We start from the raw sequence: 26,307 nt of genomic DNA on the forward strand, positions 1-26,307 counted from the left end.
TCCTTCAGGAACAGGCCCGACGGAGGCTAGTCGATGGGGAGGGTGATCAGCCGGCGTTGGAAAGGTTGAGCTGGCGCGCCTTGGTCAGGATGGCGTTTTCCAGATCGGTTTCGGTCTGGGCCGCGACGCGGGCTCCGGTCCAGCAGCCGGCGGTGTCGACTTCGGCGTCGGCGTCGGCCGGGTTGGGCGTGCAGCCGGGGCGCAGGACCTGTTTGGTGATGCTGACGTTCAGGGCGTCGGCGCGCAGGCGGCGGTCGAGGATGAAGACGGTCGCCTTGAAGCGCTCGTTCGGCGTCTGCGGGTCAACGTACCAGCCGTAGTTGATGACGCCGCCCCAGGGATCGGCATTGGCGAGGGGCATGAAGCTCAGCGTGTCGAGCGTGGCGCGCCACAGGAAGGCGTTGACGCCGATTCCCGTCTGCGCATCCGCTGCAGCCTGAGCGCTGCCCATGCCGCTGAAAACCTCACCCACGGTCGGGCCGAACGGGCGGGTGCCGGAGCAGCTGCCCAGCAGGACGCACGAGGTGATCAGGGCGAACGTCGCGCCGCGAACCAGCACCATCGAGACTTCTCCATACGGTCATGACGTGCAGCGGACCGGTTCCGGCGCACGCGCTGGCTCTGCCGGATACGGTCCGAGCCGAAGCGTCGCTCTATAACACGGCGAAAAGGGGCTATGACAAGGCGAAGACGCATTCGAGCGATCACCCGTCGGCCCCGGACGGCCAGGACGGCTCTCTGGCGAAGGATTCGCGTGACGCTCGCGCCACAGGAGTCTTCCAGAGTCGCCCGGAACCCACTTGCGGGGGCGCCGTTTCGTTGACCGGGTTGGCCAGCGGTGTCTTACTGATGGCGATCGCGACGTCTCGTCGTGATGTGAAGGGCAGGACATGCGCAAAATGACGCGCAAGACAGGCGCTCTGATCGCCGGACTGGCTGCGGGGCTTACGCTCCTGGCCATGGCCGACGTCGCCTCGGCCCAGGCCGCCGGCACGTCTGCGCGCGCCCGTGCGCCCGCCGTCTCCCTCACCGACGCCCAGGCGGCCCGCGCCGCCGCGGCCCAGCCCGGCTCGTCCCGTCTGCGCTTTACCGAGCGCGGCCGCTGGGGGCTCGATCTGAACCTCAACCAGCCCGTCGGCCGTGAGAGCAATCTCGGCGACGTCGAGGCCGGTGCCTATTACCGCGTCAACCCGCGCCTGCGCGTCGGGGCCGCCGCGGGCCTGGCCGAACCTGAGAGCGATCCGGCGCGCGCGCCCCAGACCGACCGCCGCGCCGCGCCCCGCTTCCGGCTGGAATCGATCTTCCGCTTCTAGTCCGGCCCGAACGCCGACTGGATCGCCGACACACCCGCAATTCCACACGCGCCGGAGCCGATAAGGCCCTGCGCGTTCGCGCCGTCGATTCCGCCGAGGGCGTAGACCGGGCAGGGTGCCGCCCCGACCCACTCTGAAAGGGTCTTCAGACCCAGCGCCGGCCGGGCCGCGGAAGCGCCGCCGGCCGGGAACACGGGCGACACGACAAGGGCGTCCAGTCCGGGCGTTTCCAGTCTTGCGCGGGAATGCGCCGCCCCGATGATGATCCAGTCAGGCCGGGCGGTCGCCAGGGCCGCCGCCTGATCCAGCGCCCGCTCTGGCAGGTGGACGCCGTCGGCCCCGACCGCTTCGGCCAGCGCCGCGTCGAGTCCGATCAACAATCGTCCACCGCGTTCCAGCGTGGCGTCGCGCAAGCGCTGCGCCGTTTCGAGAGCGTCGGTCCGGCCGAAATGCCGGAACACCACGCCGCACCCCGCTGGCAGTCGCGCCGCTGTCTCCCATGGCCGCGGCGTCCGCTCCGGATCGGTGAAGAAGAGGAGGGGCGGCAGGTCCGGACCGGCGCGACGGCGTGCCCGGCTGACTTTGGCCGCGTCCCGTGCGAGGACGCTGGCGGCTTCCCACAGGATTTCGGCGTCCGCCCGGTTCATGACCTCCTCATCTCCCGAACCCGTTCCGCCGTCCAGCACCGTCGCTGCGCGGCTTGAAGCCATCCGGCTGCGCATTGCCGCCACCGGCCGCGCCGCGGGCCGCCCCGAGGGCGGCGTGATCCTGACGGCCGTGTCCAAGACGCAGCCTCCTGAAGCCATCGATGCGGCGCTCGCCGCGGGCCAGCGGGTCTTCGGGGAAAACCGGGTGCAGGAAGCCCAGACCCGCTGGACCGACCGCCGGGACAGGATCGCGGGCCTCGAGCTCAGGCTGATCGGGCCGTTGCAGTCGAACAAGGCCGCCGATGCCGTCGCCCTGTTCGATGTCATCGAGACCCTCGACCGGCCGAAACTGGTGGACGCCCTCGCCGCCGCCGGCGCGCGCGCCGGCAAGACCGTGCGCGTCCTGATCCAGGTCAACACCGGCGCCGAGCCGCAGAAGGCCGGCGTCCTGCCGGGCGAGGTTGCGGCGCTTCTCGACCACGCCCGGGCCGCGGGCCTGATCGTCGAGGGCCTGATGTGCATACCCCCGGCCGACGAGGCCCCCGGCCCGCATTTCGCCCTGCTGCGCAAGATCGCCCGCCGGCACGGACTGGAGACCCTCTCGATGGGGATGAGCGGCGACTATGAGACCGCGATCCGCTTCGGCGCGACCCATGTGCGCGTCGGATCGTCGCTCTTCGGGGAACGAAAAGCCCCCGAAACACCCTCTAGGGACTGAAAACCGCACCGCTTGCGGTCCAACCCTTGGCGGAACCGCCGACGCTCGCCATTCTGGTACCCATGCCCACGCCCAAGACCATATTGATCATCGACGACGACGACGACCTGCGCGAGGCCCTGGCCGAACAGCTGGCGTTGCACGAGGCCTTCCGCCCGGTCCAGGCCTCGACGGCGGCCGAGGGCGTGCGGATGGGCCGCGAGGTCCGCGCCGATCTGATCCTGCTGGACGTCGACCTGCCCGATATGGACGGCCGCGAGGCCTGCCGGCTGCTCCGCAAGGACGGCGTCTCCACCCCGATCATCATGCTGACCGGCCAGTCCTCGGATTCCGACACCGTCCTGGGGCTGGAGTCGGGGGCCAATGACTATGTCACCAAGCCCTTCCGCTTCGCGGTCCTGCTGGCCCGGATCCGCGCCCACCTGCGCAGCCATGAACAGTCCGAGGACGCCGTCTTCCGCATCGGCCCCTATGAGTTCCGTCCGGCCGCCAAGGTCCTGATCGATGACAAGGCGAAGAAGGTCCGCCTGACCGAAAAGGAAACCAACATCCTCAAATACCTCTACCGCGCCGGGGCCAAGGCCGTGTCGCGCGAGGAGCTGCTGACCGAGGTCTGGGGTTACAACGCCGGGGTCACCACCCACACGCTGGAAACCCACATCTACCGCCTGCGCCAGAAGATCGAGCCCGAGCCGGGCCAGGCGCGGCTGCTGCTGACGGACGCGGGCGGGTACCGGCTGCAGCCGTGACCTAGACCTCCAGATCCATGGTCACCGGTGCGTGGTCGCTGGGCTGGGTCCATTCGCGGACGGTGTCGTGGATGCGGGCGCTGCCGGCCTTCACGGCCGGGGTCAGGCCCGGCGAGGTCCACAGGTGGTCCAGCCGCAGGCCGCGGTTGGACTTGCGGAAGTCGGCGGCGCGATAGCTCCACCAGCTGGCCAGTTTGGTCGGCTCGGGGATCTGGTCCCGGACCACATCGGCGAAGCCGCCCGCCGCCTGCAGCCGGCGCAGGGTCTCCACCTCCAGCGGCGTGTGGCTGACGATCTTCGACATATAGCGGTGGTTCCAGACGTCGTTCTCGCCCGGCGCGATGTTGAAGTCGCCGGCCAGGACCAACGGCCGCTGTTTGTCCCGCCCCGCCATTTCAGCGGTGAGGCGCTCGTAGAAATCCATCTTGTGATCGAATTTCGGGTTCAGGGCCCGGTCCGCGACGTCACCGCCGGCGGGGATGTAGAAATTCTGCACCTCGACGCCGTCGACCACGACGCCGACGCAGCGGGCGTGCTTCTCACGGCAGACGTCGAGAACCGGCGCCTCGGTGATCGGCTTGCGGCTGGCGATGGCCACGCCGTGCCAGCCCTTCTGGCCGCCGATCCTGAGGTACGGCAGCCCCATGGCCTCAAAGGCACCGCGCGGGAACTGGTCCTCGAGGCATTTGATCTCCTGCAGACACAGGACGTCGGTCCCGCTTTCGGAGACGAACCGCGCGGCCTGGTCGATGCGCAGGCGGACGGAGTTGATGTTCCAGGTGGCGATACGAAGCATGTTTTCCGGGGGCGCGGTCAGAAGGCTCCGCCTTCTCGACCCGACGCGCCCCTGGTGCAAGCACGGGCTTCGCGCTCAAGCAGCGAGGCGCCGCGCGGCGAGCGCTAGCGCCCAAAACGGCGCTCAAGCAGCGAGCCGCCGCACGGCGAGCGTTAGCGCCCTCAAATAAAAAAGCGCCCGGTCGGGGGGGACCGGGCGCTGGAAGGTTCGTCTCTCTCGCCGCCGGGAAGGGGATGAAATCCGTAGCGGTTCAGGTCGGCTCCCGCCGACCTGTGATGAAAGTGCCACGGTCGACAAAAAATGTCAAACCGCTGCTCGCCCCTCAGGCGAAATCAGTTCCGGCCCGGACGACGGGTCGGATCGCGCAGCTGGAACAGGCTGGCGGCGAGGTTCGAGGCCGGGGTCAGCGAGGTCAGCTGGGTCCGGGTGCTGCCGCCCTGGGCGTCGCGGATAGTCCATTCGTGCAGGCGGATCGGGTTGCCTGCGAAGGACAGGATGACCGAGCCCTCCTCGGGGCGACGCGCATCGCGGGCGATGATGGCGAAGGCCCCGGACGCCATGCGGGTCACACGGTCGACGCGCACGCCCTGATCGAAGCGGACATTGCGGGCGAGGAAGGTCGAAAGCGGCGTCGCGCCGAGCGGCACCTGACGGAAGACGTTCAGGCGCGGGTCGTAGCGTTTGACGTTCGAACCGTCCGACACGACCAGAAGGCCGGAGGGATTGGTGTATTCGAACCGCATCTTGCCGGGGCGTTGCAGCCAGAAACGCCCTTCGCGGCGCTGGGCCCCCGAGGTCTCGACGAAATTGCCCTGGGCCGACGTCAGCCCCTGCAGATAGGCCTGGGCCTGGGCCAGGACGGCGCGATCCTCGGCCGACAGGTTGCTCTGGGCGGAGGCGGGCATGGCGGCGAGGGCCGCGATGGCGGCGGTTCCGAGTGCAAAGGCGCGGCGCGAGACTGTCATAGGGTCTTCTCCCGTTCGGGATGGTTGTTGATCATGCCGTCATGCGGAACGGGAAAGGCGCAGGCATGGCCCGAGCCTGACCATATTCCGGCGCTGCGATGAAGCCCTGTTCAGCTTCAGGCGGCGACAACGGAGCCCTAACGCAGCAGGAGCGGCTCGCGTTGCCCGCCCTACATAGGCGGCGGGCCGGCGAGGATGTCGCGCTTGCCGGCGTGGTTGGCCGGACTGACGACGCCCTCCTGTTCCATTCGCTCGATCAGGGAGGCGGCGCGGTTGTAGCCGATCTGCAGGCGACGCTGGATGTAGCTGGTCGAGGCCTTGCGGTCGCGGGTGACCACGGCCACGGCGCGATCATAGAGGTCGTCGCCCGAGCCGCCGCCCTCATCGTCGAACCCGGCCGCGTCGCCGTCGCCGTCCGGATCGTCGGTGATCAGGTCGAGATAGTCGGGCTCGCCCTGGCTGCGCAGGTGTTTGCAGACCTCGTCGACCTCCTGGTCGGTCACGAACGGGCCGTGCAGGCGGGTGATACGGCCACCGCCGGCCATGTAGAGCATGTCGCCCTGGCCCAGCAGCTGCTCGCCGCCCTGTTCACCAAGGATGGTGCGGCTGTCGATCTTGGAGGTGACCTGGAAGCTGATCCGGGTCGGGAAGTTCGCCTTGATGGTGCCGGTGATGACATCGACCGACGGGCGCTGGGTGGCCATGATCAGGTGGATACCGGCGGCGCGGGCCATCTGGGCCAGACGCTGGACCGCGCCCTCGACGTCCTTGCCGGCGACCAGCATCAGGTCGGCCATCTCGTCCATGACGACGACGAGGAAGGGCAGGGGTTCGGGGCGGATCTTCTCGGATTCATAGACCGGGCGGCCCTGTTCGTCGAAGCCGGTCTGGACGGTGCGTTCGAAATGCTCGCCCTTGGCCACGGCCTCGCGGGCGCGCTCGTTGTAGGAGGCGATGTTGCGCACGCCGAGCTTGGACATCCGCCGGTAGCGGTCCTCCATCTCGCGCACGGTCCATTTCAGCGCGACGACCGCCTTCTTCGGATCGGTGACGACCGGGGCCAGCAGGTGCGGGATGCCGTCATAGACCGACAGTTCCAGCATCTTGGGGTCGATCATGATGAAGCGGCACTCCGCCGGGCTGTGCCGGTAGAGGATCGACAGGATCATGGCGTTGACGCCGACCGACTTGCCCGAGCCGGTGGTGCCGGCGATCAGCAGGTGGGGCATGCGCGCCAGATCGGCGACATAGGGTTCGCCGCCGATGGTCTCGCCCAGCGCCAGGGGCAGCAGGTGGGCGGGCTTGTCGTATTCGGTCGAGGCCAGCAGGTCGCGCAGATAGACGGTCTCGCGCTTGGCATTGGGCAGTTCGATGCCGATGGCGTTGCGGCCTGGCACGACCGAGATACGGCAGGCGCGGGCGCTCATCGAGCGGGCAATATCATCGCTCAGGGCCACGACGCGGCCGTGTTTCACGCCGGGCGCGGGCACCAGTTCGTACAGGGTGACGACGGGGCCGGGGCGGATCTGGTCGATCACCCCGCGCACGCCGAATTCCTGGAGCACGCCTTCCAGCATCTTGGCGTTCTGCTTCAGCGCCTCCTCATCGACCGAGGCCACGCGCTTGGCCGGCTTGGTCAGCATCGACAGGGGCGGCAGGTCGAAGCCGGTCGAGGGGCGGACGAAGTCGAAGGCGGCCTGGCTGTCGTCGGCCTCGCGGCGCGGCTTCGGCGCCTTGGCGGCGGCGACCTTGGGCTCGGGGGCACCGCGCACAGGGTCCGGTGCCTCCCACGGCGGGGACGGCTCAAGCACGGCGGGACCGTCGTCCAGCTCCAGCGCGGGGCGGGGACGCGGCGGGGCCTTGGCGGCGACGGGCCGGCGGGCCTTCGGGGCCGGCGGCGCGGGCGTGCGGATGCCACGAACCCAGGCCAGGCCATCGGCCAGGTCGGCGACTCTCAGACCGACGGCGTAGCCGATGCCCCACAGGGCCAGCGGCAGGAACAGCAGGCCGGCGATGACCGGCGCGCCGGGCAGGCGCAGGCCGCTGCAGATCAGGCGGATCAGGCCGACGATGGCGTCGCCCCACAGGCCGCCGAGGCCGGCGGCCAGGGGCCAGGCGGCGGGTGCCGCGAGGGCCGACAGCGCCGCCGACAGGGCGAGAACGCCGCCGGTGGCGGCAAGCGCCTTGAGCGCCGTGGGTTTCAGGCGCTGCTGGATGGCGTCGCCGATGGCCGCCGCAAGTCCGAAGGCGATCAGCAGGATGGCGGCCGGCCAGGCGGCCAGGCCGAGGGACTGCATGAACAGGTCGGCGAACAGCGCGCCGTTCAGGCCCAGCCAGTTGGTCGGTTCCGCGCCGGAGGCCGCATTCAGGCTGGGATCGGCCGGATTCCACGAGATCAGCGCCACCAGCAGCAGGGCGGCGAGCAGGGCCTGGAGCACGCCGCGGAATTTCACCGTGATCGGCGCGCCCCACAGGATGCGGGCGCTGACCCAGGCGCGCTGGCCGATGGCGAGGGCGGCGGACATGCGGCGACGAACTCCGGACGGACGGGACAGTCCGCTGTTGTCGCGCGAGGAGGGTTAAGGGGCTGTTTACCAGCCGACGACCGACCTCATTTGCCGCACTGGACGTTCCGCCCTTGCGGCGCGACAACCCCTCCATGAGCCAGACCGACCGTTATGACGTCATCATCGCCGGCGCCGGCCTCGCCGGGGCCACGTTTGCGCTGGCGGCGGCGCAGGGCGGGCTGAAGGTGGTTCTGGTCGATCCCCAGCCGTTTGACGTCCAGCTGGCACCGAGCTTCGACGGGCGTTCGACCGCCATCGCCTTTTCAACCTTCCGCATGCTGGACGCCCTGGGCGTCGGCGCGGCCCTCCGGCCCCATGCCTGTCGGATGGACCGGATTCTGGTCACCGACGGCCGGTGTCCGGGCGCGGCGTCGCGGCCGCAGTCCTCTGCCTTCCTGCGCTTCGATGCCGACGAGATCGGCGACCGGACCGACGGCGAGCCGCTGGGCTATATGGTCGAGAACCGGCGCATCCGCGTCGCCCTCTCCGAAGCGGTGACGGCGGCGGGCATCGAGGTGCGGGCACCGGCGGCGGTCGCCAGGGTCGAGGCCGGCCCGGGAATGTCGCGGGTCACCCTCGTTGACGGCTCGGTGATCGAAGCCCCGCTGACGGTCGGCGCCGAGGGCCGGGGGTCGACGGTCCGCACGGCCGCCGGAATCGAGACCGTCGGCTGGAGCTATGAACAGAGCGGGGTCGTCGCCACCGTGTCCCTCGGCCGGGACCACGGCAATGTCGCCCATGAATATTTCCTGCCCTCGGGCCCCTTCGCCATCCTGCCGCTGACCGAACGCCGGGCCAGCCTGGTGTGGACGGAATCGACCCGGCGCGGCGAGGCGCTGCGGGCCGCGTCCGATGAAGCCTTCCAGTCTCATCTGATGCGACGCTTCGGTGACTTCCTCGAGGACGTCACAGTGGTGGGACCGCGCTTCGTCTATCCCCTGTCGCTGCAACTGGCCCAACAGCTGACCGCCCCGCGCACCGCCCTGATCGGCGACGCGGCCCATGCGGTCCATCCGGTCGCCGGCCAGGGCCTGAACATGGGTCTCAAGGACGCCGCCGCCCTTGCCGAGGTGCTGGTCGAGGCCCTGCGGCTGGGCGAGGACATCGGCTCGGAGATCGTGCTGGACCGCTACGCCCGCTGGCGGCGGTTCGACAACGCCGCCCTGGCCGCGGGCTTTGACGGCTTCGTGCGGCTGTTCTCCAACGACATCGCGCCGGTTCGACTGGCGAGGACCCTCGGTATCGCCGCCGTCAACCGTATCGCCCCCCTGCGCCGCGCCTTCATGCACGAGGCGGGCGGTGCGACGGGGGATCTGCCGCGGCTGTTGAGGGGTGAGGCGGTCTAGTCCAGCGCCCGCGCCTCTTCCGGCAGCATGATCGGCACGCCCTCGCGGATCGGGAAGGCCAGTTTCGCGCCCTTTGACACCAGCTCCTGCCGCTCGCGGTCATAGGTCAGCTTGCCGCGCGTGACGGGGCAGACCAGCACCTCAAGCAGGCGGGGATCAACGGACGGCGGGGTGTGGAAGGCGTCGCTCATGATCACACCTATTGCATGGACGGCGCGTCGCCGTCTCCGTCCACTGCCGCGTCGATGGTCAGCAGGGCGGTCAGGACGCCCGAGCGGTCGGTCAGGCTGACGGCTTCCAGCAGGGCCTGTTTCTCGGGCGGGTCGAAGGGCAGGGCCATGGACAGGCTGTTGATCAGCGCCTCGGGCGGGGCGCTCTCGGCCGTGTCCCAGTCGATGTCGAGGCTGCGCGCTTCCAGATAGGCGCGCAGGGCGTCCAGCAGACCATCGCGGTCGAGGCCGACGTCATCGACGGCCGGCGGGCTCAGATCCGCCTCGAACGACGTGAAATCGGCACGGATCTGGCGATAGGGCGTCTGGGTCGGGATCTCGCTGCCCAGCCGGAATCGGGCGCAGCCGGTCAGGGTGATCAGATAGCGGCCGTCTGACGTTTCGGCGAAACTGGTGATCCGTCCCGCGCAGCCGATCGGCGACAGGCCCGGCAGACGCTGCGGCCCGCCCTGGGGCTGGAGCATGCCGATGATCCGGTCCCCGGCCATGGCGTCGTCGATCATGTTCAGATAGCGCGGCTCGAAAATGTTCAGCGGCAGCTGGCCGCGCGGCAGCAGGATCGCGCCGGGCAGGGGAAAGACAGGGATCACCTGCGGCAGGTCGGCGGCCTTCACATATCCCTGCGCCACGCCCGTCTCCTATGCGAACAGGATGGAGGACAGGCGTCGACGCCCGTCCCGCGCCACGTCCGACGCCGCGCCGGCCGCCTCGAACACGACCAGCAACTGTTTGCGCGCGGCCTGCTCGTTCCATTCGCGGTCGGCGGCGACGATGGTCAGAAGGCTGTCGACCGCCCCTTTCAAATCGCCCGACGCGGCCTGGGCCAGCGACAGGTCGAAGCGGGCCTGGCGGTCGGCCGGGTTGGCCGCGACCTTCGCCTTCAGGTCGTCGTCCGCGCCCGTCGGGGCGGCGGACAGCAGCGACAACTGCGCCCGGACGGACTGGACCGTGGCGTCCTTCGAGTCCGGTGCGGCCATGGCGATGGTCTGACGCGCCTGGTCGACGTCGCCGTCGGCCAGATAGACCCGCGCCATGCCGGCGATGGCCCGCTCATGCGCCGGCTCCAGCGTCAGCACCTGGGCGAAGGCCTGGGCCGCGCCGCCGAGATCGTGGAGCGTCAGGGACTCCTCGCCCAGCGACATCAGCTGTTCGATATCGGCGTTGGCGCTCGTGCCGCCCGTGAGCTTGTCGATGAAGGCCTTGAGCTGGCTGTCCGGCACCGCGCCCTGGAAGCCGTCGACCGGCTGGCCGTTGACGAAGGCATAGACGGTCGGGATCGACTGCACCCGAAGCTGGCCCGCATAGGCGGGGTTCTTGTCGACATCGATCTTGACCAGTTTCACCGCCCCGCCGGCGGCGCGGACGGCCTTTTCGATCGCCGGCGTCAGGGTCCGGCACGGCCCGCACCAGGTCGCCCAGAAATCGACCAGCACCGGCTGCGACTTCGAGGCCTCGATGACATCGGTCATGAAGCCGGCGTCGGAGCCGTCCTTGATCAGGTCTTCGGGCAGGGCGGTCGGGTCGGCGAAGCTCATCAATCGATCCTGTATCGGAAAAGGCGGAACGCGGCAGGCTCCAGATGGTCGCGGGCAAGCCCCGTCTCAAGTAGCGCGAAGCGCGGCAGCGCCCCTAGGTGGGGTCGGTTCCCGCGCCTGCCGGGCTCAGCTTCCAGCGGATCTTGGTCTCGGAGTCGGTCCGGGCCGAGCCGCGCACCACGATCTGCAGCGACCGCCGGGTCAGGCCCTCATCGATATGGACCGAGGGTTCTATGGCGACGTCGGGGCCGTCGGTGCGGAACCACCAGCCCCGGCCCGAATGGCCGCGCAGCAGGATCGAGCGACGATCGCGCGCCAGCGAGGCCTGCACGCCGGGTTCCAGCTGGAAGCGCACGGCATAGGGCGCCGCAATGGCGCGGACGACGTCCTTCTGGCCCGGTGCGGGGTGCAGCCGCTCCTCGGCGCGAAGTTCGTCCAGACGCTGGTCGAGATAGAGCCGGCGCTGGTGCAGCAGGCCGTAGTCGTGAACCCAGCCGTCGTGCTCGACTTCCAGCCACACCGCGCCCTCGCCGTCGCGCTGCTGCACCTCGAGGTGCAGCGGCCGGCCCATCAGGCGGTGGCCCATCAGCTCGGCCTTCCAGCCCCCCAGGGGTTCGCCGGTCGAGCCTTCGCCGAGCGTGAGGGTCGAGTGGCCGGGCGGCAGGCGCAGGCCCTGACGCTCGCCCGCGCGGGGCGTCCAGCCACAGCCCGTGACCAGCCGGTCCTTGCCGCAAACGATCTCCAGCGCCATCGGCTGGGCGCAGGCGGCGAGGGACCAGACCCCGCGTGCCGGTCCCGCAACATCCGCCGCTATGGTCAGCAGCGGGCTGCGGATGCGGGCAATGCCGGCCACGATCCGGCTTTGCAGATCGGCGGCGGGCGTCTCGTCATGGGCGCGGGCAGCGGCGATCCGGGCCTGGGTCGACGGCCCGCCGCCCTGCATGGTCACCAGCCGCCCATCGGGCAGGGTCAGCAGGCGCAGGGCCACGGTCAGCCGCTGGATGGCCGCGCGGACCGCGTCCGGGCCGGCTTCCGACAGTTGCGAGAGGGCGTCGTCGAGGGTCAGCAGGTCGAGCAGCAGTTCCAGCCCGGCCTCGGGGCTGCGCGAGGCGTGACCGCCGTCGGCATCGACGGTGCGGTCCAGCGCGCCGGGCAGGCGGCGCAGGGCGGCACGGCGCAGCGAGACGCCGGGCGGGCCGGCGAGGACACAGCCGGCCACGGCCGCGGCGGTCAGCCGTTCGGCGCTTCCGGCCAGGCCGCCGGGCGGACGCAGCAGTTGCCGTCCCTGACGGCCGAGGATGTCCGCCAGCCGCAGCCGTTCGGCCTCGGTCGCGACCTGCCCCATGCGCCGGGCGGCGCAGGCGAGATTGAGGGTCCGCCGCGCCAGCACCTCGGGACCCCAGGCGAACGGTGACCAGCGCGCGAAGGCGGAGCCCCAGGCAAGGGTCAGGCGCACGGCTTCCCGGGCCCCGCGCTCGCCCTGCAACATCATGGACGGCAGCCAGGCGAAGGCATGGAGTTCGGTGGCGAAGGCGCGGTTCGGGCTGGGGCGGTTCCAGGGGTCCTCGGGCGCCGCGGCCTCGAGACTGGATCCGGCGAGGATGAAACGGCCATCCACGGCGGCCTTGCCCGGGGCCGGATCAACCGGCCGGAAGTCACGGGGCGTCGCCGCGAAGGCCTGCACGGGCGGCCCCTTCAGCGTCAGACTGTAGCCGGGAAGGCCGTAGAGCTCGATCCAGAGCTGGCGGACCAGCATCCGGCTGATCACCGTCGGCCACAGGCCGGGCCCTGTCGCGGCACCGGCGCTGCGGACCGGCGTGCGCATCGGCGCACCGCGCAGGCCCGGGATTTCACCCGGTGGCGGGGCGTCGGCCTCGGTGCGGGAGAAGGCGGCGAGCGGATTCACGCGGTTTTCAGCGCCTGGATATTGGCGGCATAGGCCGAAGGCCCGCCCCGGAACACGGCAGTGCCCGCCACAAGGGCGTCCGCGCCCGCGGCCACACAGGCCCCGGCGTTGACGGCGGTGACCCCGCCGTCCACCTGCAGATGGGCTTTCGATCCCGCGGCGTCGAGCAGGGCGCGGGTCCGTTCGATCTTGCGCAGCGTGGTCCCGATGAAGGACTGGCCGCCGAAGCCCGGATTGACCGACATCAGCAGCACCAGATCGACCAGATCGATGACCTCCTCGAGCACGGTCAGCGGGGTCCCCGGGTTCAGCACCACCCCGGCCTTCGCCCCCAGTTGGCGGATGCGGCCCAGCGTCCGGTGCAGGTGCGGCCCGCTCTCGGGGTGGACGGTCAGGATGTCGGCGCCCGCCTCGCGATAGGCCTCCAGCCAGGGATCGACCGGGGCGACCATCAGATGGACGTCGAAGGGCAGGGCGGTGTGGGGCCGCAGGGCCTTCACCACATCGGGGCCGATGGTGATGTTCGGCACGAAATGGCCGTCCATGACGTCGACGTGGATCCAGTCCGCGCCGGCGGCGTCCAGCGCGCGAATTTCTTCGCCCAGCTTCGCGAAGTCACTGGCGAGGATGGACGGACAGATGAGGGGGGCGGCCATGGACCGGGGATAAGGCGGGTCGCGGGCGGGAGCAAGGCGTGCGCGGGGTTTCGCCGCCGCGACGTGCTACACGCTTCGGTCATTGCCCACTGGAGAACCGTCATGAGCGAACATCTGGCCACCGTGGAATGGAGCCGCGGCGATCAGGATTTCACCGGCAATCGCTATTCCCGCGCCCACGACTGGCGGTTCGATGGCGGGGCGGTGGTGCGCGGGTCCTCGGCGCCGACCAGTGTGCCGGAACCCCTGTCCGATCCCGCCGCGGTGGATCCCGAAGAGGCGCTGGTGGCGGCCCTGAGCAGTTGCCACATGCTGTTTTTCCTCGCCTTTGCGGCCAAGGGCGGGTTCACGGTCGACTCCTACCGCGACGAGGCGGTCGGGATGTTGGGCCGGGACGAACGGGGAAAAACCTCGATCACCACCGTCGCCCTGCGGCCGGCCGTGGTTTTCTCGGGCGAGACCCGTCCGGACGCCGCCGCGATCGACGCCCTGCATCACCGGGCGCATGAGGCCTGCTACATCGCCAATTCGATCCGGGCGGATGTGACGATCGAGGCGCGCTAGACCGCCGGGGCCACCGCGACATCATTCAGCAGGGCCACGAACCGCCGCTCGGCCTCGGCCGCCAGTTCGGGGTGGTAACGCATCGGCGGGGCGGTCATCGGCTCGTCGAAACTGTGGGTGCCGTCGGCAATCCAGGTCTCCACATCAGCCCCGCAGTTGCGGACCATGTCGTGCACCTGCTGGGCATTGCGGACGGTGGTCAGGTGGTCGGTGCGCGAGATCACCGCGACGGTCTTCGGGCAGTGCCGCCAGGGCCGCATCCGGTTGAAGGCGCCGATGCCGACATAGGGATAGGCCAGCCAGGTCCCGATCACCCCGTCCAGCGAGACCGCGCCGGGGTCCGTGACGCCCAGCTGACCCGGTGCCCGGTCGGAGCTCATTGCCTCCATGATGCCCCAGCCGCCGTGGCTCCAGCCGGCCAGAACGATTTTCGACGCATCCACATCGGCTCGCTGCGACACGCCGAGCAGGGTGGCCAGAATGTCGCCCGCCCGCTGCGAACCGTGCAGCAGGATACCGGTGCAGACCGTGGCCATGGCGAACCCGCGGCTCCAGCCGCGGGGCCCGTAGGAATCGACGATGAAGGCGCGCCAGCCGGCCGCCCTGGCCGCCGCGGCATATTTGGGCAGATGGCCGCGCAGGCCGCCGCAGCCGTGGAACAGGATGACCGCCGGGCGGGGGCGGTCATCGTCCGGGCCGACGACCGTGACGGCCGGTTCAAGCATCGACCAGCGTTGGGAGAGGGTTTGCATGAGTGTGACCATAGCCGGAGCCGCCGGTGCGTCGAGGTGATTAGTGGTTGGTGATTGGTGGTTCGCAGCTGCAAGCGCCGGTGTTCGCGAGCAGGGCGTGGAGCCCGATCCCGCAACCACCAATCACCAATCACCAATCACACCTCAGTGCCGGAACACCCGCACGCCCGTGAACGCCATCGCCACGCCCGCCTCGTCCGCGGCCGCAATGACCTCATCGTCGCGGATCGAGCCGCCGGGCTGGATCACCGCCGTGGCGCCCGCCGCGACCGCTTCCAGCAGGCCGTCGGCGAAGGGGAAGAAGGCTTCGGAGGCGCAGGCGGACCCTTGCGCCAGCGAATGGGCCAGACCCTTGGCCTCGCCGGCTTCGCGGGCGCGGATGGCGGCGATGCGGGCCGAGTCGCGGCGATTCATCTGGCCGGCGCCGATGCCGGCGGTCTGGCCGTCCTTGGCATAGACGATGGCGTTGGACTTCACGTGCTTGGCCACGGTGAAGGCGAACAGCATGTCCTCGATCTCCTGCGGCGTCGGCTGGCGGCGGGTCACGATCTTCAGGTCCGCGGGGGCGATGCGGCTGCGGTCGCGCGACTGGACCAGGAAACCGCCGGCCACCGAGCGGAACACCTCGCCGGCCGCCAGCGGGTCAGGCAGGCCGTCGGTCAGCAGCAGGCGCAGGTTCTTCTTGGCGGCGAAGATGGCCTGGGCCTCCTCGTCGGCGCCGGGGGCGATGACGACCTCGGTGAAGATGTCGGTGATCAGCCGGGCGTCGGCGCCGGTCAGGGTCCGGTTGACGGCGATGACGCCGCCGAAGGCCGAGACGGCGTCGCATTCCAGGGCCCGGGCATAGGCGGTCGCCAGATCGGTTCCGACGGCGACGCCGCAGGGGTTAGCGTGTTTGACGATGACGCAGGCGGGGGCCTCGAACTCCGCGACCAGCTCATAGGCGGCGTCGGCGTCGGCAATGTTGTTGTAGCCCAGCTCCTTGCCCTGCAGCTGGCGGGCGTGGGCGACGCCGGGGCGGGCATCCCCGGTGCGGTAGAAGGCGCCCGTCTGGTGCGGGTTCTCGCCGTAGCGCAGGGTCTGGGCCAGCGAACCGGCGATGGATTTGCGCGCCGGGGCGGCGTCCCCGACCTGGCCGGCGAACCAGCCCGAGACGGCGGCGTCATAGGCGGCGGTGCGGGCGAAGGCGCGGGCGGCGAGCCGCTTGCGCAGGGCCAGATCGGTCGTCCCGTCGGCCTTCAGCCCTTCCAGCAATTCGGCGACCGAGGCCGGATCGACGCAGACGGCGACATAGCCGTGATTCTTGGAGCCCGAGCGGATCATGGCCGGGCCGCCGATGTCGATGTTCTCGACCACGGCGTCGAAACCGGCGCCCGAGGCGACGGTGGATTCAAACGGATAGAGGTCGACCCAGACGATATCGATCGGGCCGATGTTGTGCGTCGCCATGGCCTCGGCGTGGTCGGCCGCGTCGCGCACGCCCAGCAGGCCGCCGTGCACCACGGGGTGCAGGGTCTTGACCCGGCCGTCCATCATCTCGGGGAAGCCGGTCAGGTCGGTCACGTCCTTCACCGGCAGGCCGAAACCGGCGATGGCGGCGCGGGTGCCCCCGGTCGAGACCAGTTCGACGCCGAGCCCGTGCAGGGTCCGGGCGGCGTCCTCCAGCCCGGTCTTGTCGCTCAGCGAGATCAGGGCGCGCTTCGGCGCCACGCGGTCGGGCGCGGGGGGAAAGTCGGGAGCGGCGGGCATGGCGGCGTCCGTATCTGGCGTGGGGTCGGGGGAGACGCGCGCCCTCTAGCATTCCACGAGGCGGGATAGAACCGTCGCGGTCGATCAATACAACGAACCGACGCATGGAGGGCGGAGATCGCAATCGGTCCGCGCCGGACCGCCCGGCCGATCTCTCCAAGATTTAATGTTCGGCCGCTCTTCCGGGGCATCGCCCTGCCACTTGTTGCATTATGATATGAAAATCGAACAAGTCGGGAGGTGACGATGCTGAAGTTGAAACTGTTGGCCGCCCTGGCGGTCCTGTGTCTGCCCCAGACGGCGTGGGCGCAGACACCCGCGCCCGCGCCGGTCCAGGTGATGGTGGTGGGGTCCTTTCACATGAATAATCCGGGTCGGGACATGCATAATATGCAGATCGATCCCGTGACCACGCCGCAGAAGCAGGCAGAACTGGCGGCCGTGGCCGAGGCCCTGGCAGCCTTTCGGCCAACCGCTGTGGCGATCGAACGGGTCGCCCCGGACCAGACCACCATGCTGGACGCCAACTGGCCCGCGTTCCGGCCCGAGCAACTGCTGACAAACGCGGACGAGCGGGTTCAGATCGGCTACCGCCTCGCCGCCCGCGCAGGAATCGACCGCGTATACGGGATCGACGAGAAGGACCGCGAGGGGCAGCCGACCTATTTTCCGATGGGCCCGGTCATGGCCTGGGTCCAGGCGAACGGCCGGATGCCGGAATTCCAGGCGGTGAGCGCGACCATCCAGTCCTCGATCGCCGAACTGGAGGTCCGCCAACGGGAGCGCACGATCGGTCAGCTGCTGGCCGAGATCAACGCGCCCGACCACCCGATGGTCGGGCCCGCCGGGCAAGAAGCCATTTATTACGCCATGATCGGCTTCGGCTCCGGCGACAACCAGGCGGGAGCTGAACTGAACGCGCGCTGGTATGCCCGAAACGCACAGATTTTCGCCCGACTGGTCCAGGTCGCCCGACCCGGCGATCGTATCGTGGTCGTTTACGGCAGCGGCCACGCCTACTGGCTGCGTCACTTTGTCGAGACGACCCCGGGATTCGAGTTGGTTGAACCGACGGCCTGGTTGTCCGCGGACTAGCTTGCCGTGATGGGTGTGGGTGGTTCCGGCGCGCAGGGAGCCACCCCGCCACCCTTTGGTCAGGCCGTTGGTTGACCGAAGTCCACCACCATCGCCTCGCGCCCGATGAGCGCGAGGAATCGCCGGAAGTCCGCCTGCGCCAGCGCTGTCGTCGCCGTATTGGTCAGCGGATGGAAATTGACGATGGCCGCGTCCCACAGCGCCTTGTCGATGACGAAGGTGACGCGGTGTTCGGGGTCGTTGATCAGGCCCAGGGCCGTGACCGAGCCGGGGCGGACGCCGAGGGTTTCGTACAGCAGGGTCTCATTGCCGAAGGACAGCCGCGCCGAGCCGATCCATTTGTCGGCCCGCTTCAGGTCCACCACCGTGTCCTGCCGCGCCGAGATCAGCCACAGCCGGCCCTTCTTGTCCTTGAGGAACAGGTTCTTGGTGTGGGCGCCGGGCATGGCGGCCTTGAGCTCCAGCCCTTCCTCGACGCGGAAGACGGCGGGGTGGTCGTGCGTCGTCCCGGCCACATCGTTGGCCGCCATCCAGTCCAGCAGGCGGTCGCGATCAAACGCGGGTTCGGTCGGCTTGTCTTCGGTCATGCGGCGCCGCTAGGAGGGAATGGAGACGTCCCTCGATACCGCCCGGAGGCCCGCCGTGGAACTGGAATGCTATCCGATGACGGCGACCCCGCCCGACCTCGTGCCGGGGCGGCAGTCGCGCAACTGGATGGACGCCTTCGCCAGCCGCCACCCCTATCGCTGCCTGCCGCTGAACATGGCCAACACCACGGGCTGGGAGATCCTGTGCCCGCTGACCTTCACCGCCGAATGGAACGGCGGGCCCAGCCAGGCCGACATCGTCATCACGCCCGAGCGGCCGAACGCAAATCTGACCCATGTGGTGACCTCGCATTTCTCGCGCGGGGTCCTGACCATGCATCCGCAGTATCTGTTCCGGACGCCGCCCGGCTGGGGCCTGCTGGCCGGCGGTTCGCCCAATCACATGAAGGACGGCATCCAGCCGCTGGTCGGGCTGATCGAGACCGACTGGCTGCCCTTCCCCTTCACCATGAACTGGCTTTTCACCCGCCCCGGCCGGGTCAAGTTCGAGAAGGGCGAGCCCTTCTGCTTCATCACCCCGATCGAGCACCGCAAGGCTGAACAATTCCAGCCGGTGATCCGTTCGCTGGAGTCCAATCCGGTCATGCACGGCCAGTTCGAGGCCTGGAACCGCGCCCGCACCGACTTCAACAAGCGCCTCGCCTCGGGCGACCCCGACGCGGCCAAGGAGGCGTGGCAGCGCTATTACTTCAAGGGCGAGGTGCCCGAGGACCTCGGCGTCGCGCCGGAGACGCATGTCAACAAGCGGCGGCTGAAGTCGCCGAGGATCGGCTAGGTTTTTGGGTGGTTGGTGATTGGTGGTTGGTGATCAGGGTTTGAGTCGCCATCGATCACTCGCCAGCCACCAATCACCAATCACCAACCACCGCTTCTCACATCGCCCGCGTCACCCGCGGCCCGAGGTTCTGGATCACTTCGCGGGCGTCGAAGGCATTGGCGTCGCCGGCCGGCTTGGCGCCGCGGCCCATGATGATCTCGGCCGAGGCCTCGAACCGGTCGATCTCGCGCACGTCGAAATCGCGGCCGAAGGGATCGCCCCACAGGCTCCAGGAACCGCCACGGTAGTAACGCCATGACGGACCCCAGAACGGGCTGTAGCGGTCGCGGTAGAAGGGGTCGGGGATGCCCTGCAGGCGGACGTCGCGGTCGGTGGCGCGGTTGACGGTGGAGAACCAGTCATAGCCGCTCTCGGCCGTGACCTCGGCGGCGCGCAGCAGCAGGGCCATTTCGACCTGTTCGCGCGAGGTGACGGAGTTGCCGGCGAAGCTGACCCGATAGCGGTCGGCGTCCACGCGCTGGTCGGAATAGCCGTAGCGGCTGTCGACGCCTGCCGGACCATAGGGCGTGGCCGTGGCGCAGGCGGACAGGGCCAGGGCTGCCGCCGTCGCCAGCAGAACGGGCTTGAGGAAACGAAGTCTCATGGAAACTCTCCTTGGCGCGACAGGGCGCACCCTGTCGGCTGAACGGGACATGATCGGCGTGGTTCCTGTTGCCGGCAAGTCCCTATAAACGCGACACAATAAGTACGGCGGCGGCCAGCAGAAGGATGCCGGTCAGGAGGGCGAAACCCTTGCGGAAACGCGGCTCGCTCATGCGCCGGGCCAAGGCTGCGCCGCCCAGACCGTAGGCGGACATGGTCAGGACGTCCATGCCGATGGTGGCCAGGGCGAACAGGGCCAGCTGCGGGGCCGCGGGGCGGGTCACATCCATGAAGGGCGGCAGGACGGCGGTGAAGAACAGGATCGCCTTGGGGTTGGCGATCTGCACCATGAAGCCGTCCACCAGGGCGCTCCGGCCCATCCGGATAATCGGCGCGTCCGGATCCGCGGCGTCGCGGAAGGCCCCGCGCAGGGCGCTGATCCCCAGCCAGGCGACATAGAGGGCGCCGCCGATCGAGATCAGGCGGAAGACCTGCGGAAAGGCGACGACCAGCGCGCCGAGCCCCAGGGCCGCGGCCCCGAACCAGACCAGGGTCGCGGCATTCATCCCGACCACCCCGGCCATGGCGGCGGCCTTGCCGCGCTGCACGCCATTGGCGACCGAAAACAGATTGGCCGGCCCCGGCGTGACGGCCATGACCATCATGACGCCGAGAAAGGTCAGATACAGGTGTGGATCGACGGGCAGGCTGGCCATGGCCGTCCTGTCGGGCCGGCGACGGCGCGGGTCAAGCCTGCAAGGCGTTCAGGCCGCGGAGGGGCGGGTTGGGCGGGCCTCAGTCGTCCCGGTCTTGGTCGGGGCCCGCCTTGGCGGCTTCGGCGGCCGCTTCATTGGCTTCCTCGACGGCGGCCTCGACCTCGCCCTGGGCCTCTTCGATCGAGTCCATGGCCGTGCCGAGCGCGTAATCGGCCATCAGGCCGTAGGTGGCCATGTGCTCGGGGTCGTTCGACGCCCAGGCCCCGTTGGCGACCATGCCCTGTGCGCTGGCGAGGGCACCGGACTCCTCGACGGCCGACAGGGCTTCGGCGACAAGCGCCTCGACATCGATGCCGGCGAGGGCCTCGGCGGCGATGGTCGAGGCGTGTTCGGCCACCACGGCGGTGAAGGCGTTGAGGTCAGGCTGGTATTCGGCCCAGAGGGCGGCAATCCGCGTTTCGCGCTGGGCCTCGGTCAGGCTGGCGTCTTCGGAAATGGCCTCGGCGCGTGTGCCGAAGGCTTCCATCCGGGCCTCGAAGGCGGCGGCGGCGGCTTCGATGGCGTCTTCCGACGGTCCGCGCGCGTCTTCCGCGACGGCGGCCGACATCGGCAGCAGGGCGAGGGCGGCGGCGAGTGACAGGGCCTTGATCATGGCGGCGCTCCGTATGAGGTCGCCACAAACGTCCGCCGAACACCGTCCGGCCTCAAGTGAAATCGCGGTAAGGCGGCGGGGCTGGCCCGCCGCCCTTCCGGATCAATGGCTTACTGGGCGGCGGCCTGCTGGAGCAGTCCGGCCTTGATTGTCGCCGGGGCACCCATGATCTGGGCGCGCACCATCGGACCCATCTGCGCCATCTGGGCCTGCTCCGCCGCCGGCATGACGGGCAGCTGGGAGGTGATGAAGGCGTCCAGTTCATTGGCGAAGGCGTCGGCCTGCGGCTGATAGCGGGCGGCGATGGCGTCCATGTCGGCATTGGCCCTGGCCCGGTCCGCGCCGGCGGCGGTGAGGGCGGCCTGCATCTCCCCCTGCATGGCCGTCATGGCCTGCTGGAAGGCCTGACCCTTGGCCTCGAAGGCGGCCTGCGCCTGCGCCGCTGCGGCGGCGGCAGGATCGGCGGGCGGCGCGTCCTGGGCAAAGGCGGGGGTCGCGAGCGCCAGGAAGGCGGCGGCGGCGAGGGCGGTACGAAGAGACATGTCGGGGTCCTGAAAGAGGTCGGTGGAGCCCATGCTCCTGTCCACAGGGTGGCGCCGATCCGGCGAAAGCGCGAGGCCGTTTGTGCCGCCGCCGGTCCGGGTTAGCGTAGCCGGATGCTGAAGACGCCGATGATCCGGGCCCGCCTCGCGCTCGCCGCCCTGTTCCTGATCGGGCTCGCCGGCCCGGCTGCCAGCCAGGGCGCGAGCCGGGCCTACGCCGTCGACGGCGACTGCGGCGGACGGCCCCGTACCCTTGTTCCGATGGTCGCCGGTTCCTGTCTCGGTCGGGTCTGGCAGCGCGCCGACGGCGAGGGCCCGCGCATGCCGCGCGGCCTGCTGGAGTTGCCCGACGGCGACTGGCTGGTCACCGACCTCGGCTCATGGGACGCGGGCCGGGGCGCGCTCTGGCGGATGTCGCCGGATGCGAACGGTGCGGTGTCGTGGACCCGGCTGATGCGCGGCCTGTCGATGCCGCACACGCTCGCGCGCGGCCCGGACGGCCGCATCTACCTGGCCGAGATGAGCCGGATCCTCGCCTTCGATCCGGCGCGGCCCGAGGCGGCGGTGACGGTGATCGACGGCCTGCCCGACAACCGCCTGCACGAAAACCGCCACCCGTTGTCCAGTTTCATCTTCGACGGCGACGGTGCCTTGCTGGTCAATGTCGGTGCCCCCTCGGACCGCTGCCTGACGCCGGCCGGCGCGCCGCAGCGGGACGCGGGCGGACAGTGCGCCGAGAGCGCCGAACAGGGGATGGTGCGCCGTTATGCGCCGGAAGGCCGTGGCCGCTGGAGCCGGACCTGGACGGTCCATGCCTCCGGCCTGAGGAACTCCGTCGCCCTGGTCCGGCACAGTTCCGGCGCCGTCTACCAGGCCGAAAACTCGGTCGATCTGACCACGCCCGACCGGCCGTTCGACGAAATCAACCGGTTGACTCCGGGCGCCCACTACGGCTGGCCCTACTGCACCGACATGGCGACGGTGCTGCCGGGCTGGACGGCGGCCCAGGCGCGCTGCGGCGCACGAGCCGCGCCCGTTTCCCTGCTGCCGCCGCATGCCGCGCCGCTGGCGATTCTCTACTACGACGGGGCGATGTTGCCGGAACTGCGCGGCCGGATGCTGATGAGCTGGCACGGCTATCGCCGCGCCGCCGGTCGGGTCGTGGCGGTGGAGACGGACGCTGCCGGCGGGCCCCTGACCGACCGCCGCGCCCGTTACGCCATCTATCCGCGCGGCTCGATGCCCTATCCGGTGGAGGCCCCGGCCCCGCGCGCGCGGGTGCTGACGCCGGGCTGGAGTGCGCGGCCCGGCCGCCACCCGCAGGGCTCGCCCGCGGGCCTGGCGGTCGCGCGAGATGGTTCGATCTGGATCGCCGACGACCGCGCCGCGGCCATCCTCAGGATCGCGCGGGACTGATTCAGATTTCGGTCTAGCTTCTGTCGCGCGCATCCCGCTTGCCCAGCACCCGCAGGCGCAGGGCATTCAGCTTGATGAAGCCGGCGGCGTCCTTCTGGTCATAGGCGACGGCGCCGTCCTCGAAGGTGACCAGCTCCTGGTCGTAGAGGCTGTTCTCGCTCTCGCGGCCGATGACGGTCGCATTGCCCTTGTACAGCTTGACCCGGACCGTGCCCGACACCTTCAGCTGGGAATGGTCGATGGCGGCCTGGAGCATCTCGCGCTCGGGCGAGAACCAGAAGCCGTTGTAGACCAGGTGGGCGTATTTGACCGCCAGCTCGTCCTTCAGATGCATGGCACCGCCGTCGAGGGTGATCGACTCGATGCCGCGGTGGGCGGCCAGCAGGATGGTGCCGCCGGGGGTCTCATAGACGCCGCGCGACTTCATGCCGACGAAGCGGTTCTCGACCAGATCGAGACGGCCGATGCCGTTGTCGTGGCCGTACTGGTTCAGGGCGGTCAGCAGGGTGGCCGGCGACAGGGCTTCACCATTGATCGAGACGGCGTCGCCCTTCTCGAAGCCGATGGTGATGACCGTAGCGACGTCCGGGGCGTCTTCCGGCGACAGGGTGCGCTGGTGGACGAATTCGGGGGCCTCGACCGCCGGGTCCTCCAGCACCTTGCCCTCGCTGGACGAGTGCAGAAGGTTGGCGTCGACGCTGAACGGGGCCTCGCCGCGCTTGTCCTTGGCGATCGGGATCTGGTGCTTCTCGGCGAAGTCCAGCAGGTGTTCGCGGCTCTTGAACTCCCATTCACGCCAGGGCGCGATGACGCGGATGTCGGGCTCCAGCGCGTAGTAGCCGAGCTCGAAGCGGACCTGGTCGTTGCCCTTGCCGGTGGCACCGTGACAGACGGCGTCGGCGCCGACCATGCGGGCGATCTCGATCTGGCGTTTGGCGATCAGCGGCCGCGCGATCGAGGTGCCGAGCAGATACTGGCCCTCGTACAGGGCGTTGGCCCGGAACATCGGGAAGACGTAGTCCCGCACGAACTCCTCGCGCAGGTCGTCGATGAAGATGTTCTCTTCCTTGATGCCCAGCTTCAGCGCCTTCTCGCGCGCCGGCGCCAGCTCCTCGCCCTGCCCCAGGTCGGCGGTGAAGGTCACGACCTCCGCGCCGTATTCCGTCTGGAGCCATTTCAGGATGATCGAGGTGTCGAGGCCGCCGGAATAGGCAAGGACGACCTTCTTGGGCGCGGACTGGGTCATGTCGGGTCTTTCGGCGAACGCGGGGAGGCGTTTGGGACGTGTGCGCGCGCTTAAAGGACCAGATGCCCCGCGATGCAAGGGCGGGAATGCGGCAGGGTCAGGCGAGACCCCCGCGCCAATAGACCGCTGCTACGAGCAGGATCAGAAAGATCGACTGCTCGGCCATGCCGATGAACATGCCTCCATAGGTCCCGTCTCGGGCCCACTGATTGTGAATCGTCCGCCAGCCACCACGCAGCAGGCCTGCGGCCAGGACGAGGATCAGGGCATTCAGCACCCAGATGGCGACGAGGGATTGTCTCCATTCTGCGGCCCATCGCTCGCCTGCCATGGCAAGACCGATCAGGGTTGTGAGCAGGATGAGTGCTGCGAGCGACGATCGGCGCACGAGCGCGCGGGCGCGGGACAGGTTCTCATCCACGCCGCCGATGCGGACGCGCCGCAACTCCTTCAAATCACGCCGGAAAGATGCGACCGCCAGGGTGCCGATGATCAGCGGCAGGAGAAGGAATGGAAGGGCCATGGGTCGGCAGGGTGCAACGCCCCACCGGTCTTCACAACTGACCCCCCGCCAGGGAGGTGGAGATCAGCCCCACGGTCCCCGGGGGGCCGACGGCGTGGACGGCACGCTGGTCGAAACCGGTCCGCGTGCGATCTCCGCAACGACCGGACGGACCCGCGTGACCCCCATGTTCAGCCCCAGCTCCATCAGGGCCTTCACCCGGTTGCCCGTCGCCGGATGGGTCGAGAACAGGTTGTCGGCACCGCGGCCCGCCAGGGGGTTGATGATGAAGAGCTGGCCCGAGGCCGGATTACGCTCGGCGGTGGGATTGACGATCTGGCGGGCGTGGCCCTCGATCTTCTGCAACGCCGAGGCCAGCGAGTGAGCATCGCCGGCGATTTCGGCGCCGACCCGGTCGGCCTCGTATTCGCGACCGCGGCTGATGGCCATCTGCACCAGGCCGGCCGCCATCGGCGCGAGGATCATCAGGGCCAGCGTCCCGATGATGCCGCCGGGCCGCTCCCGGTCGTCGCCGCCGAAGAACAGGGCGAAATTGGCCAGGGCAGCGATGGCCCCTGCGACGGTGGCGGTCACCGTCATGGTCAGGGTGTCGCGGTTCTTCACATGGGCCAGTTCGTGCGCCATCACGCCGCGGATTTCCTCGCGGGTCAGCATGTCCAGCAGGCCGGTGGTGGCGCAGACGGCGGCGTTGGCCGGGTTCCGGCCTGTCGCGAAGGCGTTGGGCTGGTCGTTGGGGATGATGGCGATGACCGGCCGTGGCAGGCCGGCGTCGCGGGCCATCTGCACCACATCGGCGACATAGGTGCGGACCACGGCGTTCGGATGCTGTTCGTCGACCGGCTGGGCCCGGTACATCTTCAGGACGATCCTGTCGGCGTTCCAGTAGCTGAACAGGTTCATCCCGCCGGCGAACACCAGCGCGATCAGCATGCCGGTCGGCCCGCCGATCAGATAGCCGAGGCCGACGAACAGGGCGGTCAGGGCCGCCAGCAGGGTGAAGGTCTTGAGGTGGTTCATGGTCCGGAAAAATCAATCGACGCTGGCGCCGGAAGGTCAGACGCATCATGTGTGCGGATCAACGCCCGGGCTCAAGACGAGGCTGCTGTGACCGATCATCCCACCCCCGACCCATCCCCGGCGCCGGCCTTCAACGCGGATGTGCCGAACGCCACCCCGGACCGGCCCCTGCCGGAGGCCGCGCGCCGCGCCCTTCTGGAGGCCGCCGAACGCCGCGGCGCGGGGGCGGAGGCCGAGCGACCGGTTGAACACGGCGGCCCGCGCGGGCCGGAGCCGACGCGCTACGGCGACTGGGAAAAGAAGGGTCTGGCGGTCGATTTCTGACCCCGTCGAACAAGGGCGGGCGAACGGCGTGAACGGTTTCGTTCCGGAGACCCGCCCGAGGTCCGCTTCCTCGCGGCCGGCATGAGGCGCTTTCGCAGCAGTCTGGACGCCTATCTCTACGACCGCTGACCGGCGCTTTTGCGACCCGAAAGGTTAATTTGAGGGCCGTTCGGGGAAAGCCGGGGGCCCGGTTTCGCCCGCTCGGTGCAATCTGAACCCTTTGTATTCCATAGGCTTAGAACGGCTCCATATGGG

Annotated in this window: 29 protein-coding genes; 9 read left to right on the forward strand and 20 right to left on the reverse strand. The window is 69.6% G+C overall.

What is annotated here, in order from left to right; genetic code table 11:
- Window positions 1-46: 46 nt before the first annotated feature.
- On the reverse strand, window positions 47-562 hold the full coding sequence (locus KB221_01225; protein ID WIY69658.1) for a DUF3576 domain-containing protein: 516 nt from the start codon (window positions 560-562) through the stop codon (window positions 47-49).
- Between the two features lie 337 nt (window positions 563-899).
- On the opposite strand from KB221_01225, the gene KB221_01230 reads away from it, so the two are divergent.
- Entirely contained in the window at window positions 900-1,313 is a 414-nt protein-coding gene (locus tag KB221_01230) for a hypothetical protein (GenBank protein ID WIY69659.1), read from the forward strand.
- On the opposite strand, the gene KB221_01235 is transcribed toward KB221_01230, so the two are convergent.
- Window positions 1,310-1,960 carry a thiamine phosphate synthase gene (locus KB221_01235; GenBank protein WIY69660.1) on the reverse strand — a complete coding sequence of 217 codons (651 nt, stop codon included), beginning with the start codon at window positions 1,958-1,960 and terminating at the stop codon, window positions 1,310-1,312. The two genes, KB221_01230 and KB221_01235, sit on opposite strands and share 4 nt — an antisense overlap.
- On the opposite strand from KB221_01235, the gene KB221_01240 reads away from it, so the two are divergent.
- On the forward strand, window positions 1,959-2,678 hold the full coding sequence (locus tag KB221_01240) for a YggS family pyridoxal phosphate-dependent enzyme (GenBank protein WIY69661.1): 720 nt from the start codon (window positions 1,959-1,961) through the stop codon (window positions 2,676-2,678). The genes KB221_01235 and KB221_01240 overlap by 2 nt on opposite strands.
- 62 nt (window positions 2,679-2,740) lie before the next feature.
- On the forward strand, window positions 2,741-3,427 hold the full coding sequence (locus KB221_01245) for a response regulator transcription factor (GenBank protein WIY69662.1): 687 nt from the start codon (window positions 2,741-2,743) through the stop codon (window positions 3,425-3,427).
- A 1-nt stretch (window position 3,428) separates the two neighbouring features.
- Here the strand turns inward: KB221_01245 and KB221_01250 are convergent, their stop codons facing one another.
- From KB221_01250 to KB221_01260, 3 genes are all read right to left on the reverse strand, one after another.
- Window positions 3,429-4,223, reverse strand: a complete 795-nt coding sequence (locus KB221_01250) for an exodeoxyribonuclease III (protein WIY69663.1) — start codon at window positions 4,221-4,223, stop codon at window positions 3,429-3,431.
- Window positions 4,224-4,555: 332 nt separating this feature from the next.
- Entirely contained in the window at window positions 4,556-5,188 is a 633-nt protein-coding gene (locus tag KB221_01255; protein WIY69664.1) for an outer membrane lipoprotein carrier protein LolA, read from the reverse strand.
- Between the two features lie 170 nt (window positions 5,189-5,358).
- Window positions 5,359-7,713 carry a DNA translocase FtsK 4TM domain-containing protein gene (locus tag KB221_01260; protein ID WIY69665.1) on the reverse strand — a complete coding sequence of 785 codons (2,355 nt, stop codon included), beginning with the start codon at window positions 7,711-7,713 and terminating at the stop codon, window positions 5,359-5,361.
- 134 nt (window positions 7,714-7,847) lie between these two features.
- On the opposite strand from KB221_01260, the gene KB221_01265 reads away from it, so the two are divergent.
- Window positions 7,848-9,101, forward strand: coding sequence for a UbiH/UbiF/VisC/COQ6 family ubiquinone biosynthesis hydroxylase (locus tag KB221_01265; protein ID WIY69666.1), 1,254 nt, complete (start codon window positions 7,848-7,850; stop codon window positions 9,099-9,101).
- Here KB221_01265 and KB221_01270 read toward each other — a convergent pair.
- The 5 genes from KB221_01270 to rpe form a co-directional block, all read right to left on the reverse strand.
- Window positions 9,098-9,292: a Trm112 family protein gene (locus tag KB221_01270; protein WIY69667.1), complete on the reverse strand. Its 195-nt coding sequence runs from the start codon at window positions 9,290-9,292 to the stop codon at window positions 9,098-9,100. The two genes, KB221_01265 and KB221_01270, sit on opposite strands and share 4 nt — an antisense overlap.
- Window positions 9,293-9,300: 8 nt before the next feature.
- Complete coding sequence (locus tag KB221_01275; protein ID WIY69668.1) at window positions 9,301-9,960, reverse strand: LON peptidase substrate-binding domain-containing protein; 660 nt, start codon at window positions 9,958-9,960, stop codon at window positions 9,301-9,303.
- Between the two features lie 9 nt (window positions 9,961-9,969).
- Window positions 9,970-10,866, reverse strand: a complete 897-nt coding sequence (trxA, locus tag KB221_01280) for a thioredoxin (protein WIY69669.1) — start codon at window positions 10,864-10,866, stop codon at window positions 9,970-9,972.
- A 94-nt stretch (window positions 10,867-10,960) separates the two neighbouring features.
- The gene (locus KB221_01285) at window positions 10,961-12,772 is read right to left on the reverse strand and encodes a heparinase II/III family protein (GenBank protein ID WIY69670.1); all 1,812 of its coding nucleotides are present in this window, start codon (window positions 12,770-12,772) and stop codon (window positions 10,961-10,963) included.
- Window positions 12,769-13,428: a ribulose-phosphate 3-epimerase gene (gene rpe, locus KB221_01290; protein ID WIY69671.1), complete on the reverse strand. Its 660-nt coding sequence runs from the start codon at window positions 13,426-13,428 to the stop codon at window positions 12,769-12,771. The genes KB221_01285 and rpe overlap by 4 nt, the downstream gene beginning before the upstream one ends.
- A gap of 102 nt (window positions 13,429-13,530) precedes the next feature.
- On the opposite strand from rpe, the gene KB221_01295 reads away from it, so the two are divergent.
- The gene (locus KB221_01295) at window positions 13,531-13,992 is read left to right on the forward strand and encodes an OsmC family protein (GenBank protein ID WIY69672.1); all 462 of its coding nucleotides are present in this window, start codon (window positions 13,531-13,533) and stop codon (window positions 13,990-13,992) included.
- On the opposite strand, the gene KB221_01300 is transcribed toward KB221_01295, so the two are convergent.
- Both KB221_01300 and purH read right to left on the reverse strand, forming a co-directional pair.
- The gene (locus tag KB221_01300) at window positions 13,989-14,717 is read right to left on the reverse strand and encodes a dienelactone hydrolase (GenBank protein WIY69673.1); all 729 of its coding nucleotides are present in this window, start codon (window positions 14,715-14,717) and stop codon (window positions 13,989-13,991) included. The two genes, KB221_01295 and KB221_01300, sit on opposite strands and share 4 nt — an antisense overlap.
- Before the next feature lie 171 nt (window positions 14,718-14,888).
- Window positions 14,889-16,493, reverse strand: coding sequence for a bifunctional phosphoribosylaminoimidazolecarboxamide formyltransferase/IMP cyclohydrolase (gene purH, locus KB221_01305; GenBank protein ID WIY69674.1), 1,605 nt, complete (start codon window positions 16,491-16,493; stop codon window positions 14,889-14,891).
- 246 nt (window positions 16,494-16,739) lie between these two features.
- On the opposite strand from purH, the gene KB221_01310 reads away from it, so the two are divergent.
- Window positions 16,740-17,588, forward strand: coding sequence for a DUF5694 domain-containing protein (locus KB221_01310; protein ID WIY69675.1), 849 nt, complete (start codon window positions 16,740-16,742; stop codon window positions 17,586-17,588).
- A 59-nt stretch (window positions 17,589-17,647) separates the two neighbouring features.
- Here the strand turns inward: KB221_01310 and KB221_01315 are convergent, their stop codons facing one another.
- Window positions 17,648-18,175, reverse strand: coding sequence for a prolyl-tRNA synthetase associated domain-containing protein (locus tag KB221_01315; GenBank protein ID WIY69676.1), 528 nt, complete (start codon window positions 18,173-18,175; stop codon window positions 17,648-17,650).
- Window positions 18,176-18,230: 55 nt separating this feature from the next.
- Here KB221_01315 and KB221_01320 point away from each other — a divergent pair, with 55 nt between their 5' ends.
- Window positions 18,231-18,971, forward strand: coding sequence for a DUF6065 family protein (locus KB221_01320; protein ID WIY69677.1), 741 nt, complete (start codon window positions 18,231-18,233; stop codon window positions 18,969-18,971).
- A 97-nt stretch (window positions 18,972-19,068) separates the two neighbouring features.
- On the opposite strand, the gene KB221_01325 is transcribed toward KB221_01320, so the two are convergent.
- The 4 genes from KB221_01325 to KB221_01340 all read right to left on the reverse strand — a co-directional run bounded on the left by KB221_01325 (window position 19,069) and on the right by KB221_01340 (window position 21,526).
- Window positions 19,069-19,617, reverse strand: a complete 549-nt coding sequence (locus KB221_01325) for a hypothetical protein (protein ID WIY69678.1) — start codon at window positions 19,615-19,617, stop codon at window positions 19,069-19,071.
- An 82-nt stretch (window positions 19,618-19,699) separates the two neighbouring features.
- The gene (locus KB221_01330; GenBank protein WIY69679.1) at window positions 19,700-20,332 is read right to left on the reverse strand and encodes a LysE family translocator; all 633 of its coding nucleotides are present in this window, start codon (window positions 20,330-20,332) and stop codon (window positions 19,700-19,702) included.
- 79 nt (window positions 20,333-20,411) lie between these two features.
- Window positions 20,412-20,984 carry a hypothetical protein gene (locus KB221_01335; GenBank protein ID WIY69680.1) on the reverse strand — a complete coding sequence of 191 codons (573 nt, stop codon included), beginning with the start codon at window positions 20,982-20,984 and terminating at the stop codon, window positions 20,412-20,414.
- A 110-nt stretch (window positions 20,985-21,094) separates the two neighbouring features.
- Window positions 21,095-21,526 carry a hypothetical protein gene (locus KB221_01340; GenBank protein WIY69681.1) on the reverse strand — a complete coding sequence of 144 codons (432 nt, stop codon included), beginning with the start codon at window positions 21,524-21,526 and terminating at the stop codon, window positions 21,095-21,097.
- Between the two features lie 114 nt (window positions 21,527-21,640).
- Between KB221_01340 and KB221_01345 the strand changes: the two genes are divergently transcribed.
- A complete protein-coding gene (locus tag KB221_01345; protein WIY69682.1) occupies window positions 21,641-22,942 on the forward strand; it encodes a PQQ-dependent sugar dehydrogenase in 1,302 nt (433 codons plus the stop codon).
- Window positions 22,943-22,955: 13 nt separating this feature from the next.
- On the opposite strand, the gene KB221_01350 is transcribed toward KB221_01345, so the two are convergent.
- From KB221_01350 to htpX, 3 genes are all read right to left on the reverse strand, one after another.
- Window positions 22,956-24,188 (reverse strand): argininosuccinate synthase, encoded by a 1,233-nt coding sequence (locus tag KB221_01350; GenBank protein ID WIY69683.1) that lies wholly within the window; start codon window positions 24,186-24,188, stop codon window positions 22,956-22,958.
- Between the two features lie 97 nt (window positions 24,189-24,285).
- Window positions 24,286-24,711 carry a hypothetical protein gene (locus tag KB221_01355; protein ID WIY69684.1) on the reverse strand — a complete coding sequence of 142 codons (426 nt, stop codon included), beginning with the start codon at window positions 24,709-24,711 and terminating at the stop codon, window positions 24,286-24,288.
- A gap of 63 nt (window positions 24,712-24,774) precedes the next feature.
- On the reverse strand, window positions 24,775-25,728 hold the full coding sequence (gene htpX, locus KB221_01360) for a zinc metalloprotease HtpX (GenBank protein ID WIY69685.1): 954 nt from the start codon (window positions 25,726-25,728) through the stop codon (window positions 24,775-24,777).
- Between the two features lie 87 nt (window positions 25,729-25,815).
- Here htpX and KB221_01365 point away from each other — a divergent pair, with 87 nt between their 5' ends.
- Entirely contained in the window at window positions 25,816-26,052 is a 237-nt protein-coding gene (locus KB221_01365) for a DUF1674 domain-containing protein (GenBank protein WIY69686.1), read from the forward strand.
- The last annotated feature ends 255 nt before the right edge of the window (window positions 26,053-26,307 follow it).

Source organism: Aquidulcibacter paucihalophilus, assembly GCA_030285985.1.
Taxonomy (GTDB): Bacteria; Pseudomonadota; Alphaproteobacteria; order Caulobacterales; family Caulobacteraceae; genus Brevundimonas.

What these genes read in the sequence shown, in the direction of transcription:
- KB221_01325 (WIY69678.1), bottom strand. Translation starts at nt 19,617, where the DNA reads ATGAGACTTCGTTTCCTCAAGCCCGTTCTGCTGGCGACGGCGGCAGCC.
- KB221_01295 (WIY69672.1), top strand. Translation starts at nt 13,531, where the DNA reads ATGAGCGAACATCTGGCCACCGTGGAATGGAGCCGCGGCGATCAGGAT.
- KB221_01330 (WIY69679.1), bottom strand. Translation starts at nt 20,332, where the DNA reads ATGGCCAGCCTGCCCGTCGATCCACACCTGTATCTGACCTTTCTCGGC.
- KB221_01355 (WIY69684.1), bottom strand. Translation starts at nt 24,711, where the DNA reads ATGGCCCTTCCATTCCTTCTCCTGCCGCTGATCATCGGCACCCTGGCG.
- purH (WIY69674.1), bottom strand. Translation starts at nt 16,493, where the DNA reads ATGCCCGCCGCTCCCGACTTTCCCCCCGCGCCCGACCGCGTGGCGCCG.
- rpe (WIY69671.1), bottom strand. Translation starts at nt 13,428, where the DNA reads ATGGCCGCCCCCCTCATCTGTCCGTCCATCCTCGCCAGTGACTTCGCG.
- KB221_01245 (WIY69662.1), top strand. Translation starts at nt 2,741, where the DNA reads ATGCCCACGCCCAAGACCATATTGATCATCGACGACGACGACGACCTG.
- trxA (WIY69669.1), bottom strand. Translation starts at nt 10,866, where the DNA reads ATGAGCTTCGCCGACCCGACCGCCCTGCCCGAAGACCTGATCAAGGAC.
- KB221_01250 (WIY69663.1), bottom strand. Translation starts at nt 4,223, where the DNA reads ATGCTTCGTATCGCCACCTGGAACATCAACTCCGTCCGCCTGCGCATC.
- htpX (WIY69685.1), bottom strand. Translation starts at nt 25,728, where the DNA reads ATGAACCACCTCAAGACCTTCACCCTGCTGGCGGCCCTGACCGCCCTG.
- KB221_01335 (WIY69680.1), bottom strand. Translation starts at nt 20,984, where the DNA reads ATGATCAAGGCCCTGTCACTCGCCGCCGCCCTCGCCCTGCTGCCGATG.
- KB221_01315 (WIY69676.1), bottom strand. Translation starts at nt 18,175, where the DNA reads ATGACCGAAGACAAGCCGACCGAACCCGCGTTTGATCGCGACCGCCTG.
- KB221_01255 (WIY69664.1), bottom strand. Translation starts at nt 5,188, where the DNA reads ATGACAGTCTCGCGCCGCGCCTTTGCACTCGGAACCGCCGCCATCGCG.
- KB221_01345 (WIY69682.1), top strand. Translation starts at nt 21,641, where the DNA reads ATGCTGAAGACGCCGATGATCCGGGCCCGCCTCGCGCTCGCCGCCCTG.
- KB221_01340 (WIY69681.1), bottom strand. Translation starts at nt 21,526, where the DNA reads ATGTCTCTTCGTACCGCCCTCGCCGCCGCCGCCTTCCTGGCGCTCGCG.
- KB221_01240 (WIY69661.1), top strand. Translation starts at nt 1,959, where the DNA reads ATGACCTCCTCATCTCCCGAACCCGTTCCGCCGTCCAGCACCGTCGCT.
- KB221_01225 (WIY69658.1), bottom strand. Translation starts at nt 562, where the DNA reads ATGGTGCTGGTTCGCGGCGCGACGTTCGCCCTGATCACCTCGTGCGTC.
- KB221_01270 (WIY69667.1), bottom strand. Translation starts at nt 9,292, where the DNA reads ATGAGCGACGCCTTCCACACCCCGCCGTCCGTTGATCCCCGCCTGCTT.
- KB221_01265 (WIY69666.1), top strand. Translation starts at nt 7,848, where the DNA reads ATGAGCCAGACCGACCGTTATGACGTCATCATCGCCGGCGCCGGCCTC.
- KB221_01310 (WIY69675.1), top strand. Translation starts at nt 16,740, where the DNA reads ATGCTGAAGTTGAAACTGTTGGCCGCCCTGGCGGTCCTGTGTCTGCCC.
- KB221_01235 (WIY69660.1), bottom strand. Translation starts at nt 1,960, where the DNA reads ATGAACCGGGCGGACGCCGAAATCCTGTGGGAAGCCGCCAGCGTCCTC.
- KB221_01350 (WIY69683.1), bottom strand. Translation starts at nt 24,188, where the DNA reads ATGACCCAGTCCGCGCCCAAGAAGGTCGTCCTTGCCTATTCCGGCGGC.
- KB221_01300 (WIY69673.1), bottom strand. Translation starts at nt 14,717, where the DNA reads ATGCTTGAACCGGCCGTCACGGTCGTCGGCCCGGACGATGACCGCCCC.
- KB221_01260 (WIY69665.1), bottom strand. Translation starts at nt 7,713, where the DNA reads ATGTCCGCCGCCCTCGCCATCGGCCAGCGCGCCTGGGTCAGCGCCCGC.
- KB221_01230 (WIY69659.1), top strand. Translation starts at nt 900, where the DNA reads ATGACGCGCAAGACAGGCGCTCTGATCGCCGGACTGGCTGCGGGGCTT.